Here is an 18,463-nt window from a genome sequence, read left to right on the forward strand (position 1 = left end):
AAGGCGGCAGCGCCGTGATCGTCGGCCACCGCGCAGAGAAAACCGAAGAGGCGCGCAAGGCATTGTCGGCGCTCGGCACGGTGTGGGCGGTGACCGCCGACCTGTCGAGCGACGCGGGCCTGGCCGCGCTGCTCAAAACGCTGGACGAACAGCATGCGGACATCGATCTGCTGGTCAACGCGGCCGGCGTGTTCTTCCCCAAACCGTTCCTCGAACACGGCGCCGCCGACTACGACCAGTATATGAATCTCAACAAGGCCTTGTTCTTCATCACGCAAAAGGTGACCGCGCACCTGGTCGCCGGCGGACGCCCTGGGTCTATCGTCAACATCGGCTCGATGTGGGGCAAGCAGGCGATCGCCGCCACGCCATCGTCGGCGTATTCGATGGCCAAGGCCGGCCTGCACTCGCTGACCCAGCATCTGGCGATGGAGCTGGCATCGAAGCAGATTCGCGTCAACGCCGTCTCGCCAGCCGTCGTGCAGACGCCGATCTACGAAGGTTTTATTCCGAAGGCGGAGGTCCATGAGGCGCTGCAGGGCTTCAACGGTTTCCACCCGATCGGCCGCGTGGGCACGCCGCAGGACGTGGCGGAAGTGGTGGCGTTTCTGCTGTCCGACAAGGCTGCCTGGGTGACCGGCGCGGTGTGGGACGTCGATGGCGGCGTGATGGCCGGCCGCAACTAAATACCTGGGGCAAGCCCGCCTTTTCTTCACCTGATTATCAAGGAGCATCGCATGGCTTATCTGCAAATCACCCTCAAGATCGCCAACGCCAACCGCGCCGCGGCGGCTGGCGTCTATCAGCAGTACAAGGCGCCGTTCCTGGCCGGCATCGCGGGCGCGCAGTCGAAGCAATTGCTGATCCGCGAGGAAGACGTGCAAGTGCTGCATGGCTTCGACAGCGTGGGCAACGCCAATGCCTATCTGCAAAGCGCGCTGTTCAACAGCGACGTGGTGGTGGCGCTCACGCCGCTGCTGGACGCGGCGCCCGACGTGCGCATTTATACCGTGGCGTAAGCGGGCACCCGCCCGCTGCTACCTACTATTCCCTTTTTTGGAGCAAAAATCATGATGCAAGACTGGAACACCTACCGCGACTCCCTGCTGGAAAAAGTCGGCGATTACGCCGCGCAGAGCCCCGACGTGATGCGCGGCGTGATGGCCATCGACGGCGCCGCCGCCAAGACCGGCCACCTGGCGCCGAAGATCCACGAACTGATCGCGCTGGCGGTGGCCATCACCACGCGTTGCGACGGCTGCATCTCGGTGCACACGAAGAAAGCGGTGGAAGCCGGTGCGACCCTGGAAGAAATTTCCGAAGCGCTCGGCGTGGCGATCGCGCTCAATACGGGCGCCGCGCTGACGTATTCGGCGCGCGTGATGGAAGCCTACCAACAGCTGCCGAAGCAGTAAGCGCGGGCCGCCGCCACCGCCGGCCAGGGCGCCATGCCGTGGCTGGCGCTGGCCGTTTTTTTCAACTCTGGAAGTTTGTCATGCTGATCAATGCCGATTTTTCGCGCCCCGTCATCCTGGCGCCGCACCAGTACCGCTGGGTCGCGTCGCCGCAGGGCGGCGTCGAGCGCATCATGCTCGATCGCATCGGCGCCGAGCAAGCGCGCGCAACGAGCATCGTGCGCTATGCGCCCGAATCCTTCTTCCCGCCGCATCGGCATCCGGGCGGCGAGGAAATCCTGGTCCTCGACGGCACGTTTTCCGAAGACGGCGTGGATTATCCCGCCGGCTGGTATTTGCGCAATCCGCCCGGCTCCAGCCATCGGCCGTCGAGCGGCGCGGGGGCGGTGATCTTCGTCAAGTTGCAGCAGATGCAGCCGCGCGAACAGCGCCACGTCCGCATCGACACCCGTGACCCCGCCAACTGGCGCGAGCAGCGGGGGCGGGCCGTCTGTCCGCTGTTCGACGATGCTGCCGAGCAGGTCAGCCTGCAGCGGCTGATGCCGCATGAAGCCTTGCTGGCCGAGGCAGGCGGCGGCCAGGAACTGCTGGTGCTCGAGGGCGAGGTGCACGCACGCCAGCATGCCTGCGCGCCGCGCAGCTGGATGCGCCTGCCTGCCGGCACCTTGCCCGCCATCGTTGCCGGTGCGCAGGGAGCCACCGTTTACCTGAAAGTCCGGCATGTGGCGGACACGACTTTGAAAGGATCAGCATGCAACACGCACGCATCATCATTATCGGCGCCGGCCTGAGCGGCCTGTACGCGGCCCACTTGCTGGAGCGGCTGGGCGTGGCCAATGTCGTCGTGCTCGAAGCGCGCGATTTCATCGGCGGGCGTATCGCCGGCATGCAGGCAGCTGGCGGCAGCGACCGCTTCGACCTGGGCCCGGCCTGGTTCTGGCCCGAGCAGCAGTGCGCGCTGCACCAGCTGGTCGACGGGCTGGGGCTGCAGCGCTTCGCCCAGTACGACCAGGGCGATATGCTGTACCAGCGCGCCGCGGGGGAGGCGCCGGTGCGCATGCGCACGTACGCGAGCGCGCCGCCATCGATGCGCCTGATTGGCGGCATGAATGCGCTGACCGATGCCTTGCGCGGCACCTTGCGCAGCACGCACATCGTCACCGGACAACAGGTGCTGCGCCTGCGCCATGCGGCCGAGCACGTCGAAGTGGCGAGCGCGGATGCGGCGGGCGCCGTCACCGCGTGGCGCGCCGGCCACGTGCTGCTGGCATTGCCGCCGCGCCTGGCTGCCGCCGGTATCGCGTACGAGCCGGCCCTGCCTGCGGCGCTGGCGCGCGGGTGGACCGCCACCGCCACCTGGATGGCGCCCCATGCGAAGTACGTCGCCGTCTACGAGCGGCCGTTCTGGCGCGAACAGGGCTTGTCCGGTTCGGCGCGCAGCCAGAGCGGGCCGCTGGGCGAGATCCATGATGCCTCGATGCCGGGCGGCAGCGCTGCCCTGTTTGGTTTCCTGGCCGTGCCGGCACGCACGCGCCAGCGCCTGGACGATGGGGTCTTGCTGGCGCATTGCCGGGCCCAGCTGGTACGGCTGTTCGGCCCGCAAGCGGCCGTGCCGCGCACCGATGCCATCAAGGACTGGTCGCAGGATGCGCTGACCGCCACCGCCGCCGACCTCGACGCCGGCGGCGAGCACGGTCACGCCCCGGCAGCGGCGCCTGCGGCCGGTCCCTGGCAGGGCCGCCTGACGGCCATCGCCAGCGAATGGTCGCCGCGCTTTCCCGGCTATCTGGCCGGCGCGGTCGAGGCGGCCGCTCTGGGCGTGCAAGCCTGGCAAGCGGCGCAGCAGCGCCCGGCGATTCCGTGACTTAACTCAACGAAGGAGAAATGAAGATGAAAACAACTTACCGCGCCATGCAAGTGAGCCGCCCCGGCGTGCTGGAACTGGTCGAGCGCGCCACGCCGCTGCCCGGCGTGGGCGAAGTCTTGATTGCCGTCGAAGCCTGCGGCATCTGCGGCGCCGACAGCGCCGATATCGACGGCGCCGACCCGGCGCTGCAGCCGCCGCGCGTGCCCGGTCACGAGGTGGTCGGGCGCATCGTCGCGCTGGGCGAACACACGCCGGGCATCTGGCAAATCGGCCAGCGCGTCGGCGTCGGCCGTCTGGGCGGCCACTGCAACGCCTGCCCGCCCTGCCGCCAAGGCCGTTTCCAGTTATGTCAGGACCAGCCGTTCGTGGGCGCCAGCCGCGACGGCGGCTATGCCGAGATGATGCTGGCGCGCGTCACCGGCCTGGTATCGATTCCCGGGCAGCTCGATGCGGAAGAGGCGGCGCCCATCCTGTGCGCGGGCCTTGCCACCTTCAATGCGCTCAAGAAGAGCGGGGCGCAGGCGGGCGATACGGTCGCCATCCTGGGCATCGGCGGCCTGGGGCATATGGCCTTGCAGTATGCGCGCCGCATGGGCTTCAAGGTGGTGGCGATCGGGCGCGGCGGCGATATTGCGCAGGATGCGCTGGAGCTGGGCGCGCACGTGTATGTCGACAGCCTGGCCGAGGATGCGGCCGCCGTGCTGCAAGCGCATGGCGGGGCGCAGGCGGTCATCACCACCGTTTCTAGCGCGGCCGCTGTGACGGCGCTGATGGATGGCCTGGCGCCAGCCGGACGGCTGGTCGTGCTGGGCGCGGGCAAAGATCCGCTGCTCGTGTCTTCCGGTAAATTGGTGGTGGGCGAACGCGGCGTGCTCGGCTCGATCACCGGCACGCCGTATGACAATGAAAAGACGCTTGCTTTCAGCGTGCTGGCCGGCGTGCGTCCGCATATCGTAACCATGCCGCTGGAACGTGCGGCCGAAGCCTATCAGCGCATGCAGTCCGGGGACGTCAAGTTCCGCATGGTGCTGACCATGTTGCCGAAGGCCTAGGCATTCTCTTCAAGTCTGCGGCGCCGTTGCCTGCTCCAGGTCGTCGAGCCAGCGTATCGCCTGTTCGCGGCTTGCGCCGCACATCTCTGCCGACGGCTGCAATCCTGCGCAGAACGCCGGCCGTTCCGGCTGTCCGAAAATGCGGCAGCGGCTATCGTCTCCCAGCTGCACGCAGCGGACACCAGCGGGTTTCCCGTTTGGCATGCCCGGTATCGGACTGGTGATGGAGGGAGCGATGCAGCACGCTCCGCAGTGGTCGCGGCAGTTCATGGTTATTCTTTAGTGGACGACCAGCTTGCCATCCGGCTGCCAGGGAGCAGGCGCAGGACGGCATGGCGATGGCTGGAAGGGGATCAGGGGCCGACAGTATAGCAAGTCGGCGCGGCCTGCCGCTTCCCGCCGCTTGCCTAGCGCACGATGCTGACGCGCTTGCCCGTCAGGGTGCGGCGGGCCGGGTCGCCATGCACGGTGATGCGGCCGGAACCGCTGGCGCGGGCGTTGACTTCATTCTGGACGGTGACGTCGATGTCGCCGGAACCGTTGCTCGCCAGATAGGCAACGTCGCTGCGCAGGGCGGCCAGGTTGATGTCGCCCGAGCCATTCACGTTGGCGTCGAGGCGCTGCACGGCGCCGCTGGCGCTGATGCTGCCCGAGCCGTTGACGGCCACGTTGATGCGTTCGCCGCGCACGCTGCCCAGCTGGATGCTGCCCGAACCGTTTTGCACCGCGTCCGTGTTGCCGCTGGCGAGGGCGGCCGCGTTGATGCTGCCCGAGCCATTGTTGGCCACGTCGAGGCGCCCCACCGTGCCCGACAATTCGCTCTTCATCGCACCGCGCTGCTCCAGGCTGAAATCCTCGCCATTGAAACCGCTGGCCACCAGGCGGCCCGAACCGGAAATGGTGATCTTCCTCAATTGCGGTGTTGTGTAGATGACGTGGATGCCATTGCTGCTGCGAATGTTGCTGTCACTCCAGATGCGCAGGGTATTGCCGCTCACTTCGCTATGGATGCGCGGCTGCAGGTTGCTGTCCGCTTCGATCACCAGCGACGTTGCCGGCCCCACGCGCACGTCGATTTTCATATCAATGCGCTTCATGCTGTCGATGTCGAGCGTGTTGATGTTGCCGACCTGGCGCACGTCGCGGCTCATTTGCTCGTTGCCCTGGATGGCATTGCCGCCCGAGTCCGCATGGCGCACTTCGCCATCGTTGGGATTGATGACGATGGCGCAACCGCCGAGGGCAAGGGCACAGCACAGGGCCAGCAAGGTACGCATGGTGTTTCCTTTATGATTGTTTTAGGTCAGGACAAGAAATAAGCCGGCTGCCGCGCCGCGGCTGCCGTGCTGTCGATGCCAAGATAGCAAAGCGCCTGTCTTTGCTGAACGCCAATGCGATGAACTGCGCAAAACGGGGGCTGAAACGCATTCTGGTTCACCCAGCGCCATGGGTCCGGGGCCAGAGGAGGTGCCGCCAACGTTGACACGGAGCGTACAATACCCGTGTTCGGCGTGCCGGGCGATGCTCCGCGCTTGACCTTGCCGATAGACAGGGCTACTATTAATGACTCAAAAGTAAGTTATTTGGAAAGATACATGCAAGCCCCGATTGATACCAAGCCCCGCTGGGAGCGGCGCAAGGATGCCCGCCCGCAGGAACTGCTCGCCGCCGCCCTCGACCTGTTTGTCGAACGGGGCTTCGCATCGACGCGCCTGGAGGATGTGGCCAAGCGGGCCGGCGTGTCGAAAGGCACCCTGTACCTGTACTTTGAGAATAAGCAAGAGCTGTTCAAGGCCGTGGTGCGCGACAATATCGTGCAGTCGATCGGCGAGGCGGAAGACAGCATGGCCGCTTCGGACAGCACCAGCGCTGAATTGTTGCGCAAGGTGATGATGCAGTGGTGGGAAGAATTCGGCGCCACCAAACTGGCCGGATTGACCAAGCTGATGCTGGCCGAAGCGAACAATTTCCCGGAACTGGCGCAGTTTTACAACGAAGAAGTCGTCACGCGCGGCAATGGGCTGATCGTCAGCCTGCTGGAACGGGGCATGCAGCGCGGCGAATTCCGTCAGATCGATCCCGTTCTGGTCAGCACCATCCTCAGCGCGCCCGTCACCATGCTCATGATGTGGACGCACTCCTTCGTGCCGTGCGAGGTCAAGAATATCGACCCGCTCGCCTATATGGACGCCTTTATCGACATGAGCGTGCGCAGCCTGCAGGCGGAGGCGCCCGGGAAAAGCTGATGCACCGGGCCTGGCTACTACCGTTCAGTTACCCCTTTTCCAAGGTTCGCCCCCCCAAATCTGCAGATCGTCGCAAATTTCCTCCATTCCCCGCCTTTATGGTTAACATGTGCTTTCAGCCAGTTCAACGATAAAATGGCGGATTATTACTTCACTTACCGAGTCCAAAGATGAATATCGAACAAGCCCGCTTCAATATGATCGAACAGCAGATCCGTCCATGGGACGTACTGGATATCGACGTGCTGGAGTTGTTGAACGTGGTCAAGCGTGAAGATTTCGTGCCCGCCGCCTATAAAAACCTGGCCTTCGTCGACACCGAAATTCCACTGGGCGGCGGCGAATGCATGTTCACGCCAAAGCTGGAAGCGCGCATTTTGCAGGACGTAGCCGTCAAGAAGCATGAAAATGTGCTGGAAATCGGCACCGGCAGCGGCTACATGGCCGCTTTGCTGGCGCACAAGGCGCGTCACGTGACGAGCGTGGAAATCGTTCCCCAATTGAAAACCCTGGCCGAGCAGAACCTGGCTGCCAACGGCGTGACCAACGTGACCGTGGAACTGGGCGACGGCGCCCAAGGCTGGAGCAAGGGCGCGCCATACGACGTGATCGTCGTGTCCGGCGCCCTGGCCGTGCTGCCGGAAGCGTTGTTGCAACAAGTCAAAGTCGGCGGCCGCATCCTGGCCATCATCGGCGAAGCGCCGATCATGTCGGCGCATTTGATCACGCGCAGCTCGGACAAGGCCTACGACACGCGCAAGCTGTTTGAAACCAATGTCCCGCCGCTGCAAGCCGTGGCGCCGTCGCATTTCCAGTTCTGAGGCGACCGATTCGATGGAGCATTTGAGTGCACCGCAGCTGGCCGCCTGGCTGGCTGACCCTTCCCGCCCCCGTCCTGTTTTGCTGGACGTGCGCGAGCAGTGGGAGTTCGACCTGTGCCACCTCGACGGTGCCACCTTGATGCAGATGAACTCGATTCCTGCGCGCATCGATGACCTCGATGAAGACGCCGAGATCGTCTGCATCTGCCATCACGGCATGCGCAGCATGCAAGTGGCGGCCTTCCTGGAACGCAATGGTTTTGGCAAGATCAGTAATTTGACGGGCGGCGTGCATGCCTGGGCGCTGCAAGTCGACAGCGCCATGCCGAAATACTAAGTTAATTCGCAGTAGATGCACTTCCAGGCATGTTTTGCTGCATGCCTGCGGAGGCCTGTACCCCGCTCCCGCCGGCGCGGCCGCCAGGCAGGCTGTAACCGATTTTTGATTCCATCAACTTTTGACGACTCCAACGGAGAAATGCAATGCGGAAACCCCTTATCGCCGTGCTGATGACCAGCGCCTTTGTCTCGATGACATGCTCGCTGCAAGCACAGGCGGCCGATCTCATCCAGGTGTACCAGCAGGCGCTGGCCAATGACGCGCAGTACGCCAGCGCGCGCGCGGCCCTGTCGGCCGGGATGGAGCGGGTGCCGCAGGGGCTGGCAGGCTTGCTGCCGCAAATCTCCGCGTCGGGCAGCAATACGCGTGGCAACCAGGAGCAGATTCTGCAGAACGCGGGCGGCAACAAGATCACCTCGCCGTCCGTGAACGTGCGCACGAACAGCTACAACCTGACCCTGGCGCAGCCGCTGTTCCGCTGGGACCGCTGGGAAACCTACCAGCAAAGCAAGCTGGCGCAGGCGATTGCTGAAGCGCAATTTGCGCAAGTCCAGCAAGACTTGATCACGCGCGTGGCGCAGGCGTATTTCGACGTGCTCAGCGCACAGGACAACCTGGGCGCCACGCAGGCGCAAAAAGTCGCCACGACGGAGCAGCTGGCATCGGCCAAGCGCAACTTCGAAGTCGGCACGCAAACGATTACCGACACGCACGAAGCGCAAGCGGCCTACGACCTGGTGGTGGCGCAGGAATTTGCCGCCATCAATGACCTGGCCAACAAGCGCAGCGCCCTGCAAACCATCATCGGCGAAGCGCCGACCTCGCTGGCGCCGATGCGCGCGGGCGTGGTCATCAGCGCGCCGGAACCGGCTGCCATCGAACCGTGGGTGAGCTCGGCGGAAGAGCAGAACTACAGCGTCGTCACGGCCCAGTTCAACGTGGAATCGGCCAAGCGCGACATCGGCCGCAACCGTGCCGGCCACTACCCGACGCTGGACCTGATCGCCAACGCGGGCCATACCTACACCTCGGGTGGCGGCAATGGCAGCGGCAATAACAACAACGCCATCGGCGTGCAGTGGAGCATCCCCATCTTCAGCGGCTTTGCCGTGACGAGCAAGGTGCGCGAATCGATCGCGCTGGAAAACAAGGCCCGCAACGACCTGGAAACGGCACGCCGCGCGGCATCGCAAGGCGCGCGCCAGGCCTTCCTGGGCGTCAATAGCGGCCTGGCGCAAGTCAAGGCGCTGGAAGCGGCGGAAGTGTCGAGCAAGTCGGCGCTGGAGTCGAACCAGCTCGGCTATCAAGTGGGCGTGCGCATCAATATCGACGTCTTGAACGCGCAGAAACAATTGTTCTCGACGCAAAAAGACCTGTCGAAAGCCCGCTACGACACCATCATGAACGGCTTGCGCCTGAAGGCTGCCGCCGGCACCCTGAAGGAAACGGACTTGATGCCCGTCAATGCCTTGCTCGACAAGTAAGCGCGCTCTTGCTCTACATGAAAACCAGCACCGGCAGCGGCGCTGGTTTTTTTTCGTCTGGCGGTCTTGTCACGCGGCGCGGCTGTTGGCGAACTGTGTCAGCACGACACCAGCCACCACCAGGCCAGCGCCGGCCCAGTGCAGCGGAGAAATATGCTTCACGGTAAAACCCAGCAAGCCGTAGCGGTCGATGGCCAGCGCGGCCAGCATCTGCCCGCCGATGACGGCTGCCATGAAGGGGCCTGAACCCATGCGCGGCGCCAGCATCAGCGCGGCCGTAATATAAAACACGCCGGCCGCGCCGCCGAGCCAGGACCAGCCCGGTCCGCGCATGGCGAGGTGGAGATCGGGCGCGGGCACCCGCCAGGCCAGCATCACCAGTAAAGCAAGCACGGCGCTGACGGCCAGCGAGGCGAGCGTGGCCCACAGCGGGTGGCCCAGGTTGCGGCCCAGCGCCGCATTCGCGCCCGCCTGGAAGGGGACGACGGCGCCGGCCAGCATGGCCAGCGGGGCAAACAAGGTGATCCATCCGTTCATGTGCGACTCCCTGCGTGTTGAGTTGATGGCGTCATCGTATTATGCTGTCATGATTAAATCCAATTCGTAGTTTGTCATCAAAATATGCGCCAAACGAATAATCTGCGGGCCGTCGATTTGAACTTGCTGGTGATCCTGGACGCGCTGCTGAGCGAGCGCCATTTGTCGCGCGCGGCCGAACGCCTGCACATGAGCCAGCCTGCCGTCAGCCATGCGCTGGCGCGCCTGCGCCATCTGCTCGATGATCCGCTGCTGCTGCGCGGCAAGGGCGGTTTCCAGCCGACGGCGCGCGCCCTGGCGCTGGCGCGGCCCCTGGCTGAAGCCTTGCAGAGCGTGCGCTCGGTGCTGGGCGGCGCCGTCTTCGAAGCGGCCACGGCGCAGCGCGTGTTTCGCCTGGCCATGTCGGATTACGGCGCGGCGCTGATCTTGCCCGCTTTGCTGCGGCGTTTGCGCGTGGAAGCGCCCGGCATCGACGTGGCCGTCAGCTATGCCAGCCGCCAAGCCGTGGTGGCTGGCGTGCAGGATGGCGACATCGACCTGGCGCTGGGCGTGTTCCCGCAACTGCCCGAGCAGTTGCACAGGGAAACCTTATTCGAGGAAACGTTCGTGTGCGCGCTCGATCCGGCCAGCCTGGCGCCGGGCGAGTCCTTGAGCTTGCAGACCTATTTGGCGCGCCCCCACGTGCTGGTGGCGTCCGGCGAAGGCGGCATGGCGGCCGAAGTCGATGCGGCGCTGGCGCAGCTGGGCCAGGCGCGCCGCATCGCCGTACGCGTGCCGTACTGGACGGTCGCACCGGAGGTGGTGATGGGGACGGATTTGATCCTGACGGTGGCGCGGCGCGCCGTGCAGGGCAGCGCCGCGCAAGGGCTGACGCTGTGCTCCGCGCCGTTTGCCATCGCACCGTTTGCGTTTGAAGCGATACGGCACCGCCGCACGGACGGCGATGCGGGCATCGCCTGGCTGCGCGCGGCCATTGCAACGGCCGCAGAGCCAGACTGAGGAATTACAGGCCGCCGCCCTGGCCGTCGAACTTGCGTTCGATCAATTCGATCTTGTAGCCGTCCGGATCGGTGATGAAGGCGATGACCGTGTTGCCGCCTTTCACGGGACCCGGTTCGCGCGTGACGTTGCCGCCATTCGCGCGTGCCGCGTCGCAGGCGGCGACGATGTCGTCGGCCGAGATGGCGATGTGGCCGTACGCCGTGCCCAGCTCGTAGCTGGTGGTGCCATAGTTATACGTCAGCTCCAGTTCCGCATGGTCCGGGTTCGCGCCATAGCCGACGAAGGCCAGGGTGTATTGATATTCAGGATTGTCGCTGGTGCGCAGCAGCTTCATGCCCAGGACGTTCGTGTAAAAATCGATGGAGCGCTGCAGGTCGCCGACCCGCAACATGGTGTGCAAAATACGCATCGTAAATCCTTGATATGAATAGGGGAATGGCAGGATTTTATGCGTTTTACGGCTTTCTTGCCGAGACCGCCCCGGCTGCCCTGGTGGCAGGACAGCCGCGGACGGTGAGGTTAGTGCCTCTGGAATTACTCCAGATGAGCGTCCAGCGTGATTTCCGTGGCCAGCAGCTTCGATACGGGGCAGCCGAGCTTGGCGCGCAGGGCCGCATCCTGGAACGCTTCGTCGGTGGCGCCGGGAATGGTGGCCACCAGGGTCAGGTGTACGGCCGTGATGGCATAGCTGCCATCGATCTTTTCCAGGCTGACATCGGCCGTGGTTTTCAGGGCGGTGGCGCGCAAGCCCGCCTCGCCCAGTTGGCCGGACAGGGCCATGGTGAAGCAGGCCGCGTGGGCAGCGCCGATCAGTTCTTCCGGATTGCTGCCGGGACCGTCTTCGAAGCGCGTGTTGAAACCATAGGCCACATTGTCGAGCGCGCCGCTTTGGGTGGAAATAAACCCTTTGCCATCCTTAAGGCCGCCACTCCAGACGGCTGATCCTGTTTTTTTCATGATGTACTCCTTGCGTGGTTCGAGCATCCATCATGCGCGCCCCACCCTGGCGCTTCCGTTCGTTGCGCCACACAGGGGGCGCATGCGCGGCGTCGATGCATTCACGGCGCCGGCGTGACGCGCCAGATGACATTGCCCACGTCGTCCGCCACCAGCAGCGCGCCCGCCTTGTCGACGGCCACGCCGACGGGGCGCCCATGCGCATGGCCAGCCTTGTCGAGGAAGCCGGCGACGACGTCCTGCGGAGGACCGCTGGGCACGCCATTGGCGAAGGGCACATAGATGACTTTATAGCCGCTGAAGGGCTTGCGGTTCCACGAGCCGTGCTGGCCGATGAAGGCGCCGCCCCGGTAGCGTTCGGGCAGCAGGGCGGCGTCATAAAACGCCAGTCCCAGCGAGGCTGTGTGCGCGCCCAGCGCGTAGTCGGGTGTAAGCGCCGTGGCGACCAGTTCGGGACGGGGCGGCGTGACCCGCGCATCGACGTGCTGGCCGAAATAACTGTAGGGCCAGCCATAAAAGGCGCCGTCCTTGACGGACGTCATGTAGTCGGGCACCAGGTCGTTGCCCAGCTCGTCGCGCTCATTGACGGCCGTCCACAGCGCGCCCGTCCTGGGCTGCCAGGCCAGGCCCACGGGATTGCGCAAGCCCGTCGCATACACGCGGGCCTTGCCCGTGGCCCGCGTGAATTGCCAGATGGCGGCGCGGCCATCTTCGGCCGCTATGCCGTTTTCGCCCACGTTGCTGTTCGAGCCGACGGCAACATAGAGAAATTTGCCGTCGGGACTGGCGACGGGTAAATTCATCACCTTCACGCCCGGCGCCGTGATCGCCGTTTGCCCGGTGATGTAGGGAAAGCGCATCAAGGCGTCGGCATTGGCGATGTATAGCTCGTTGCCGACCAGGGCCATGCCGAATGGTGAATTCAGTCCCTGCAGGAACACGCTGCGCGTCTGCGCCACGCCATTCGCATCGACGCCGCGCAGCAGGGTGATGCGGTTGGCGCTGGGCGTGGCCGCACCGGCCTTTTTCATCTGCATCTGCATGATGGCGCCCTTGATGCCCTTGCCATCTTCCGGTTTCGGCGGGGCGTTCGTTTCCGCCACGAGTACGTCGCCATTCGGCAAGACGTACAGCCAGCGCGGATGGTCGAGGTCGCGCGCATATGCCTGGATGGCCAGGCCCGCCGCGACAGCGGGGCGCTGCCCGGCCGTCCAGCGCTGCACGGGCGCCACGTTCAGGGTGGGAATCAGCTGCTTGTCCGGCGCAGGCAGCACGGGCTGCGGGCCGAAGCCCACGGGCATGGCGGGCGCCTGGGCATGGGCGAGATTGGCGCCGCAGACAGCTGCCAGCAGGAAGGAACGGGCGTAACGGTGCATGGCGTACTCCGAAAACAATCGCAGCGTGAGAGTTGGAGTCAGCGCGCCTTCTTTGGTTCCAGTTGCGAGTCGGGACGGGCTTGCTGCGGCGCGGCGGGCTTGACCTTTTCCACGCCCGGTTGCGCGTGGCGGTCCGTGTCGACCAGGCCTTGTTCCAGGTCGCTGGCCGCCTGTTGCATGATCTTGCGCGGACGCACGTTTTGCGCATCGGGCGATTCGTCGCGCTCGTGCGGCAGGCGGTCGACGCCGTCATTTTTCACCTTTTCATCGGTATTGATCTTGCGTTCGCTATGCTGGTTAACCATATGGCCTCCTGACAGAAAAATTGACGTGAAATCAGTTTCCTGCCGCACCAGGGCGCATGCAAGCGGATTTGTCCATGCAGGGAGCGCTGGCGCACGCATGGACGATTCTTTTTCTGCGCTACACTGCGTGCAACACCAGGAACGCCCCTTGCGGGCACACGACAGCCGCACTATACTGTGCATATATACAGTATCATGCGATGCCGGCGTGCGACGCGACAGCCAGGGGCGGTTTGCCACCGAATTCACTACCGAGATTTTTATGCCCGTCGATAACTACGCCGACCAGCGAGCCGAACAGCCAGCCGCGACCTTGCCAGCCCCGGGCGAGCGCTTCAACCTGGGCGCCAAGACCATCGCCCTGGTCGTGCGCCAGAATACGGATGGCATTGCCGAGCCCGTGAAAAGCATCGTCGATTTCCTGCAAGTGCTGGGTCACACGGTGGTCTTCGAGGCGGAGACGGCCGCGCACCTGAACCTGGCGTTTCCCGGCGTGCGCGCCATGTCGGCGGCCGAGATCGGCGCCGCCGCCGATTGCGCCATCGTCATGGGCGGCGACGGCACCATGCTCGGCATTGCGCGCCAGCTGGCGCCATTCGACGTCCCTTTGATCGGTATCAATCAGGGGCGTCTGGGCTTCATGACGGATATCCCGCTCGAGCGTATGCTGCCCGTGCTGGCGCAAATTTTGGGCGGCCGCTTCAAGGCCGAACGCCGCACCTTGCTCGAAGGCAGCGTGCTGCGCGATGGCGTATCGATCCACGTGGGCATGGCCGTCAACGACGTCGTCGTCTCGCGCGGCGGCGGCGCAGGCATGGCCGAATTGCGCGTCGAGGTCGACGGTCACTTCATGTACAACCAGCGTTCGGATGGCTTGATCATTTCCACGCCCACGGGCTCGACCGCGTATTCGCTGTCGGCCGGCGGCCCGCTGCTGCATCCGACCCTGGGCGGCATCGTGCTCGTGCCGATCGCCCCGCATGCGCTGTCGAACCGCCCCATCGTCTTGCCCGATTCCAGTCAGATCGTCGTGGAAATCGTGCGCGGGCGCGATATCAGCGTCAATTTCGACATGCAGACCTTTGCCAGCCTGGTGCAGCAAGACCGCATCCTGATCCGCCGATCACCCCATACGATTACCTTCCTGCATCCGGAAGGGTGGAGCTACTACAACACCCTGCGTGAAAAACTGCACTGGAATGAGTACCCGTCGGGCGAGGGCAAGCTCAGCTAATAGTTTCTCCACCTCAACCTGCGGTGCGCCGCCTAACCACAGAAGCCATGCTCCATACACTGTCCATCCGCGATTTTGTCATTGTCGATACCATTGAACTGGAATTTTCCGCCGGCTTCAGCGTGCTGACGGGCGAGACGGGCGCCGGCAAGTCCATCCTCATCGATGCGCTGACCTTGGCGCTGGGCGGGCGCGGCGACGCCAGCGTGGTGCGCGAAGGCGCGGCCAAGGCCGACATCACGGCCGATTTCTCCGTCAGCGAGGTGGCGCAGGCCTGGCTGGTGGCCAATGAATTCGCCAACGACGATGGCGGCGCCCTGCTGCGCCGCGTGATCGACAATGCGGGCCGCTCGAAGGCGTATATCAACGGCATCCCCGCCACGGCCGCGCAGCTGCGCGAACTGGGCGACATGCTGGTCGACATCCACGGCCAGCATGCGCACCAGTCCTTGCTGAAAAGCGAGGCGCAGCGCGCCTTGCTCGACGGCCAGGCGACGGCGCGCGAAGCGGGCGCGGAGCAGGATGCGCGGCAAGTGGCGGCGTTGCACAAGCGCTGGCGCGCCCTCGTGCGTCAGCGAGAAGAATTCGAAACGAATGCCGCCAACGTGCTGTACGAGCGCGAACGCCTGGAATGGCAAGTGGGCGAACTGGAAAAGCTGGCCGCCAAGCCCGGCGAATGGACGGAGATCACGAACGAGCACAGCCGCCTGTCGCACGCGGCCAGCCTGCTCGAAGGGGCGCAGGAAGCCCTGGCGATCATTTCCGAACAGGAAGATCATCCGATCGTGTCGCAACTGTCGGCCCTGAACCAGAAGCTGGGCAAGCTGGTGTCCGTCGATGCGGAATTGCAGCCGATCGTCGACCTGATCGAATCGTCGCGCATCCAGCTGCAGGAATCCGTGTATGCGTTGAACAATTACCTGGACCGGGTGGAGCTGGACCCGGAGCGCCTGCACCAGCTCGATGCCCGCATGGAAGCCATGCACAGCACGGCCCGCAAATTCCGCGTCACGCCCGAAGAGTTGCCTGAGGAACATTCTAAACTGTCGGAAAAGCTGCAGCACCTGGCCGACGCTTCCGATATCGAAGGCTTGCTGCGCCAGGAAGCGAAGATCGAGGCCGAGTACCGTGCCGTCGCCGAGCGCCTGTCCGCCACGCGCCGCGCCGCCGCCCTGGAGCTGGGGCAAGCCGTCACGCGCGCCATGCAGGAACTGAGCATGACGGGCGGCAGCTTTGAAATCGCGCTGCACCCGTGCGATCCGGCCGCCCACGGCCTCGAGCAAGTCGAGTTCCTCGTCGCCGGCCATGCGGGCACGGCGCCACGTTCGCTGGCCAAGGTGGCCTCCGGCGGCGAACTGGCGCGTATCGCGCTGGCCATTTCCGTCATCACCTCGCACGCCACCACCACGCCGACCCTGATCTTCGACGAGGTCGACAGCGGCATCGGCGGCGCCGTCGCGGAAGTCGTGGGGCGCTTGCTGAAACGCCTGGGGCAGGGACGGCAAGTGCTGTGCGTGACGCACTTGCCGCAGGTGGCCAGCCAGGCGAATCAGCATTTCCAGGTGGCTAAAAGCACCCTGGACAACGGCAAGACGGCGTCGCGCATCGACATGCTCGACGCCAAGGCCCGCGTGGAAGAAGTGGCGCGCATGTTGGGCGGCCTGGAAATCACGGCCACCACGCGCAAGCATGCGCGCGAATTGCTCGCGATTTGACCTGGGACGTGACAGGCATGCTGCCATCGTCTGGCAGTACTCCCGATGTTGACGCAATGTAACTATAATGGTCGGTTAATCCATCCAACGCCTTCGAAGAGCCTTCATGTCATTTCAAACAGAACCGCCGTACACGCATGGCAGCATCGACCGCAGCGCCGTGGTGCTGGTCAACCTGGGCACGCCCGATGCGCCGACCTCGTCAGCCGTGCGGCGCTACTTGAAGCAATTCCTGTCAGACCCGCGCGTGGTGGAGATACCCCGCATCGTCTGGTGGTTCATCCTGAACCTGATTATTTTGCCGTTCCGCTCGGGCCAATCGGCCAAGAAATACGCGTCGATCTGGACGCGCGAGGGCTCGCCCCTGAAAGTGCATACGCAAAAGCAGGCGAAACTGCTGGCCGGCGCCCTGGCCGAACGTGGCCATGACGGTGTGACCGTGGCCATGGCCATGCGCTACGGTTCGCCTTCCTTGCCCGAGGTGCTGGCCCGGCTGAAAAGTGAAGGCTGCGAGCGCATCGCCATCCTGCCAGCCTATCCGCAATACTCGGGCACGACGACGGGGTCCATCTACGACGCCGTATTCGCCCATTACGCCACGGTGCGCAATGTGCCGGAATTGCGTTTTATCAAGCAATATCACGAGCACGACACGTACATCGACGCCTTGCGCGATTCCGTGCTGAACCACTGGGAAGCGCATGGCCGTCCGGAAAAGCTGGTGATGAGTTTTCATGGCGTGCCCAAGCGTACTTTGCTGCTCGGTGATCCTTACCACTGCCAATGCCTGAAAACGGCGCGTCTGCTGGCGGAAAAGTTGAAATTAACTAAAGAGCAATACGTGGTGACTTTCCAGTCGCGCTTCGGCAAGGCCGAATGGCTGCAGCCGTACACGGCACCGACCCTGGTGGCGCTGGCGCAGCAGGGCGTCAAGCGCGTCGACCTGCTGTGTCCGGGCTTTACCAGCGACTGCCTGGAAACGCTGGAAGAGATCGCCATGGAAGCCAAGCATGATTTCGAGACGGCCGGCGGCCAGCAGTTTCACTATATCGCTTGCCTGAACGAAACGCCGGCCTGGATCGCGGGCATGGCGGAAATTGCGGAACAACATATGATCGGCTGGCCGACGATGAAGACGGCGCCGCAGCGCGACGCGGACAAGAGGGCGGGCGAGCAGGCGCGCGCGGCGGCCTTGGCACTGGGCGCGACGAATTAAAGATAATTGATTTTTTTATAATCAAAAGCCGCGCTTGCGCGGCTTTGTCATGTGTGGTGCGACAAAAGTACTATCCAGATAGCAACGCCGCCAGTGGCGATGGCCGTGGCGGGACTGGTAGAATGCCCGCTTTGCCGGGGGAAGCCTGGAAAATCAAGGGGGCGCGCACGGATCGCTGGCCGAAATGGGAAGCGCTTTGTAATAAGCTGTAACATGGATCGATGCAATTCCGGTTTTGCCACGCATACCCCTTGAAACAATAGGATATAGCCCCATCTGCCCGTTAGTGTTGTAAAGATAGTTAGACTAACTCATTTAAGTCATTGATTGTAGGAGCTTTCTAGATGCAAGATCAGGAAAACCAAGCTGTACCTAATCCGCAAGCGGACGCCGCGGCGACTGCCCCATCGACTCCCGCAGAGCCTACTTTGGAAGAGCAGCTGGCGAGTACCGAAGCGCGTCTTGCAGAGATGCACGATGCCTTCATGCGCGCCAAGGCCGATGGCGAAAATATTCGCCGCCGTGCGCAGGAAGATGTTGCTAAAGCGCATAAATTTGCAGTGGAAAGCTTTGCCGAAGCCATGGTGCCGGTGAAAGACAGTCTGGAAACGGCGCTGACGGTGGAAGCACCGACCATCGACTCGCTGAAAGAAGGCGTCGAGATGACCCTGAAGCAATTGAACGCCGCGTTCGAGCGCAACCGCCTGGTGGAAGTCTTGCCGGTGCAGGGCGAAAAGCTCGATCCGATGAAACACCAGGCCGTTGCCGTGGTGCCAGCGGAGCAGGAAGCCAATACCATTGTATCCGTCCTGCAAAAGGGCTATATGATTGCGGACCGCCTGCTGCGTCCAGCCATTGTCACGACCGCGCAAGCAAAATAATCAGAGGGCGGCATC

At 63.9% G+C, this 18,463-nt stretch carries 22 protein-coding genes; 15 read left to right on the forward strand and 7 right to left on the reverse strand.

Annotation, left to right across the window (positions count from 1 at the left end):
• From AC0V2Y_RS18830 to AC0V2Y_RS18855, 6 genes are all read left to right on the forward strand, one after another.
• Nucleotides 1–686, forward strand: a 686-nt coding sequence (locus AC0V2Y_RS18830) for an SDR family NAD(P)-dependent oxidoreductase (RefSeq protein WP_475418358.1), incomplete at its 5' end; no start/stop codon positions are given.
• A 51-nt stretch (nucleotides 687–737) separates the two neighbouring features.
• On the forward strand, nucleotides 738–1,019 hold the full coding sequence (locus AC0V2Y_RS18835) for a hypothetical protein (protein WP_070220486.1): 282 nt from the start codon (nucleotides 738–740) through the stop codon (nucleotides 1,017–1,019).
• A 51-nt stretch (nucleotides 1,020–1,070) separates the two neighbouring features.
• The gene (locus AC0V2Y_RS18840) at nucleotides 1,071–1,415 is read left to right on the forward strand and encodes a carboxymuconolactone decarboxylase family protein (RefSeq protein ID WP_070220483.1); all 345 of its coding nucleotides are present in this window, start codon (nucleotides 1,071–1,073) and stop codon (nucleotides 1,413–1,415) included.
• 80 nt (nucleotides 1,416–1,495) lie between these two features.
• On the forward strand, nucleotides 1,496–2,206 hold the full coding sequence (locus AC0V2Y_RS18845; protein ID WP_475417542.1) for a cupin domain-containing protein: 711 nt from the start codon (nucleotides 1,496–1,498) through the stop codon (nucleotides 2,204–2,206).
• Nucleotides 2,167–3,279: a flavin monoamine oxidase family protein gene (locus tag AC0V2Y_RS18850; RefSeq protein ID WP_475417541.1), complete on the forward strand. Its 1,113-nt coding sequence runs from the start codon at nucleotides 2,167–2,169 to the stop codon at nucleotides 3,277–3,279. Before AC0V2Y_RS18845 ends, AC0V2Y_RS18850 begins: the two co-directional genes overlap by 40 nt.
• A gap of 26 nt (nucleotides 3,280–3,305) precedes the next feature.
• Nucleotides 3,306–4,334 carry an alcohol dehydrogenase gene (locus tag AC0V2Y_RS18855; protein WP_475417540.1) on the forward strand — a complete coding sequence of 343 codons (1,029 nt, stop codon included), beginning with the start codon at nucleotides 3,306–3,308 and terminating at the stop codon, nucleotides 4,332–4,334.
• Nucleotides 4,335–4,343: 9 nt separating this feature from the next.
• Here AC0V2Y_RS18855 and AC0V2Y_RS18860 read toward each other — a convergent pair whose 3' ends face one another.
• Together AC0V2Y_RS18860 and AC0V2Y_RS18865 are read right to left on the reverse strand one after the other, a co-directional pair.
• Complete coding sequence (locus AC0V2Y_RS18860; RefSeq protein ID WP_070220477.1) at nucleotides 4,344–4,604, reverse strand: YkgJ family cysteine cluster protein; 261 nt, start codon at nucleotides 4,602–4,604, stop codon at nucleotides 4,344–4,346.
• Between the two features lie 137 nt (nucleotides 4,605–4,741).
• Nucleotides 4,742–5,611, reverse strand: coding sequence for a head GIN domain-containing protein (locus AC0V2Y_RS18865; RefSeq protein ID WP_475417539.1), 870 nt, complete (start codon nucleotides 5,609–5,611; stop codon nucleotides 4,742–4,744).
• A gap of 318 nt (nucleotides 5,612–5,929) precedes the next feature.
• Here AC0V2Y_RS18865 and AC0V2Y_RS18870 point away from each other — a divergent pair, with 318 nt between their 5' ends.
• The 4 genes from AC0V2Y_RS18870 (at nucleotide 5,930) to AC0V2Y_RS18885 (ending at nucleotide 9,225) form a co-directional block, all read left to right on the forward strand.
• A complete protein-coding gene (locus AC0V2Y_RS18870) occupies nucleotides 5,930–6,580 on the forward strand; it encodes a TetR/AcrR family transcriptional regulator (RefSeq protein ID WP_475417538.1) in 651 nt (216 codons plus the stop codon).
• Between the two features lie 170 nt (nucleotides 6,581–6,750).
• The gene (locus AC0V2Y_RS18875) at nucleotides 6,751–7,401 is read left to right on the forward strand and encodes a protein-L-isoaspartate O-methyltransferase family protein (RefSeq protein ID WP_475417537.1); all 651 of its coding nucleotides are present in this window, start codon (nucleotides 6,751–6,753) and stop codon (nucleotides 7,399–7,401) included.
• Between the two features lie 13 nt (nucleotides 7,402–7,414).
• Entirely contained in the window at nucleotides 7,415–7,738 is a 324-nt protein-coding gene (locus AC0V2Y_RS18880; RefSeq protein WP_219132534.1) for a rhodanese-like domain-containing protein, read from the forward strand.
• A gap of 146 nt (nucleotides 7,739–7,884) precedes the next feature.
• Nucleotides 7,885–9,225 (forward strand): TolC family outer membrane protein, encoded by a 1,341-nt coding sequence (locus AC0V2Y_RS18885; protein ID WP_475417536.1) that lies wholly within the window; start codon nucleotides 7,885–7,887, stop codon nucleotides 9,223–9,225.
• A 69-nt stretch (nucleotides 9,226–9,294) separates the two neighbouring features.
• On the opposite strand, the gene AC0V2Y_RS18890 is transcribed toward AC0V2Y_RS18885, so the two are convergent.
• Nucleotides 9,295–9,762 carry a DMT family transporter gene (locus AC0V2Y_RS18890; protein WP_475417535.1) on the reverse strand — a complete coding sequence of 156 codons (468 nt, stop codon included), beginning with the start codon at nucleotides 9,760–9,762 and terminating at the stop codon, nucleotides 9,295–9,297.
• A gap of 84 nt (nucleotides 9,763–9,846) precedes the next feature.
• Here AC0V2Y_RS18890 and AC0V2Y_RS18895 point away from each other — a divergent pair, with 84 nt between their 5' ends.
• Nucleotides 9,847–10,761, forward strand: coding sequence for a LysR substrate-binding domain-containing protein (locus AC0V2Y_RS18895; RefSeq protein WP_475417534.1), 915 nt, complete (start codon nucleotides 9,847–9,849; stop codon nucleotides 10,759–10,761).
• A gap of 4 nt (nucleotides 10,762–10,765) precedes the next feature.
• Here AC0V2Y_RS18895 and gloA read toward each other — a convergent pair whose 3' ends face one another.
• The 4 genes from gloA to AC0V2Y_RS18915 form a co-directional block, all read right to left on the reverse strand.
• Nucleotides 10,766–11,173 (reverse strand): lactoylglutathione lyase, encoded by a 408-nt coding sequence (gloA, locus tag AC0V2Y_RS18900; protein ID WP_070290874.1) that lies wholly within the window; start codon nucleotides 11,171–11,173, stop codon nucleotides 10,766–10,768.
• Between the two features lie 125 nt (nucleotides 11,174–11,298).
• Nucleotides 11,299–11,721, reverse strand: a complete 423-nt coding sequence (locus AC0V2Y_RS18905; RefSeq protein WP_035828320.1) for an OsmC family protein — start codon at nucleotides 11,719–11,721, stop codon at nucleotides 11,299–11,301.
• 101 nt (nucleotides 11,722–11,822) lie between these two features.
• Nucleotides 11,823–13,097, reverse strand: coding sequence for a PQQ-dependent sugar dehydrogenase (locus tag AC0V2Y_RS18910; RefSeq protein WP_475417533.1), 1,275 nt, complete (start codon nucleotides 13,095–13,097; stop codon nucleotides 11,823–11,825).
• Between the two features lie 38 nt (nucleotides 13,098–13,135).
• Nucleotides 13,136–13,402 carry a hypothetical protein gene (locus tag AC0V2Y_RS18915; RefSeq protein ID WP_475417532.1) on the reverse strand — a complete coding sequence of 89 codons (267 nt, stop codon included), beginning with the start codon at nucleotides 13,400–13,402 and terminating at the stop codon, nucleotides 13,136–13,138.
• 262 nt (nucleotides 13,403–13,664) lie between these two features.
• On the opposite strand from AC0V2Y_RS18915, the gene AC0V2Y_RS18920 reads away from it, so the two are divergent.
• From AC0V2Y_RS18920 to grpE, 4 genes are all read left to right on the forward strand, one after another.
• Nucleotides 13,665–14,636, forward strand: a complete 972-nt coding sequence (locus AC0V2Y_RS18920) for an NAD kinase (protein WP_230539113.1) — start codon at nucleotides 13,665–13,667, stop codon at nucleotides 14,634–14,636.
• Nucleotides 14,637–14,683: 47 nt separating this feature from the next.
• Nucleotides 14,684–16,351 (forward strand): DNA repair protein RecN, encoded by a 1,668-nt coding sequence (gene recN / locus AC0V2Y_RS18925; RefSeq protein ID WP_475417531.1) that lies wholly within the window; start codon nucleotides 14,684–14,686, stop codon nucleotides 16,349–16,351.
• Nucleotides 16,352–16,457: 106 nt separating this feature from the next.
• A complete protein-coding gene (gene hemH / locus AC0V2Y_RS18930) occupies nucleotides 16,458–17,567 on the forward strand; it encodes a ferrochelatase (protein ID WP_475417530.1) in 1,110 nt (369 codons plus the stop codon).
• Between the two features lie 344 nt (nucleotides 17,568–17,911).
• The gene (gene grpE / locus AC0V2Y_RS18935; protein ID WP_152250733.1) at nucleotides 17,912–18,448 is read left to right on the forward strand and encodes a nucleotide exchange factor GrpE; all 537 of its coding nucleotides are present in this window, start codon (nucleotides 17,912–17,914) and stop codon (nucleotides 18,446–18,448) included.
• Nucleotides 18,449–18,463 lie beyond the last annotated feature (15 nt).

The sequence above is a fragment of the Janthinobacterium sp. BHSEK genome (assembly GCF_056174685.1).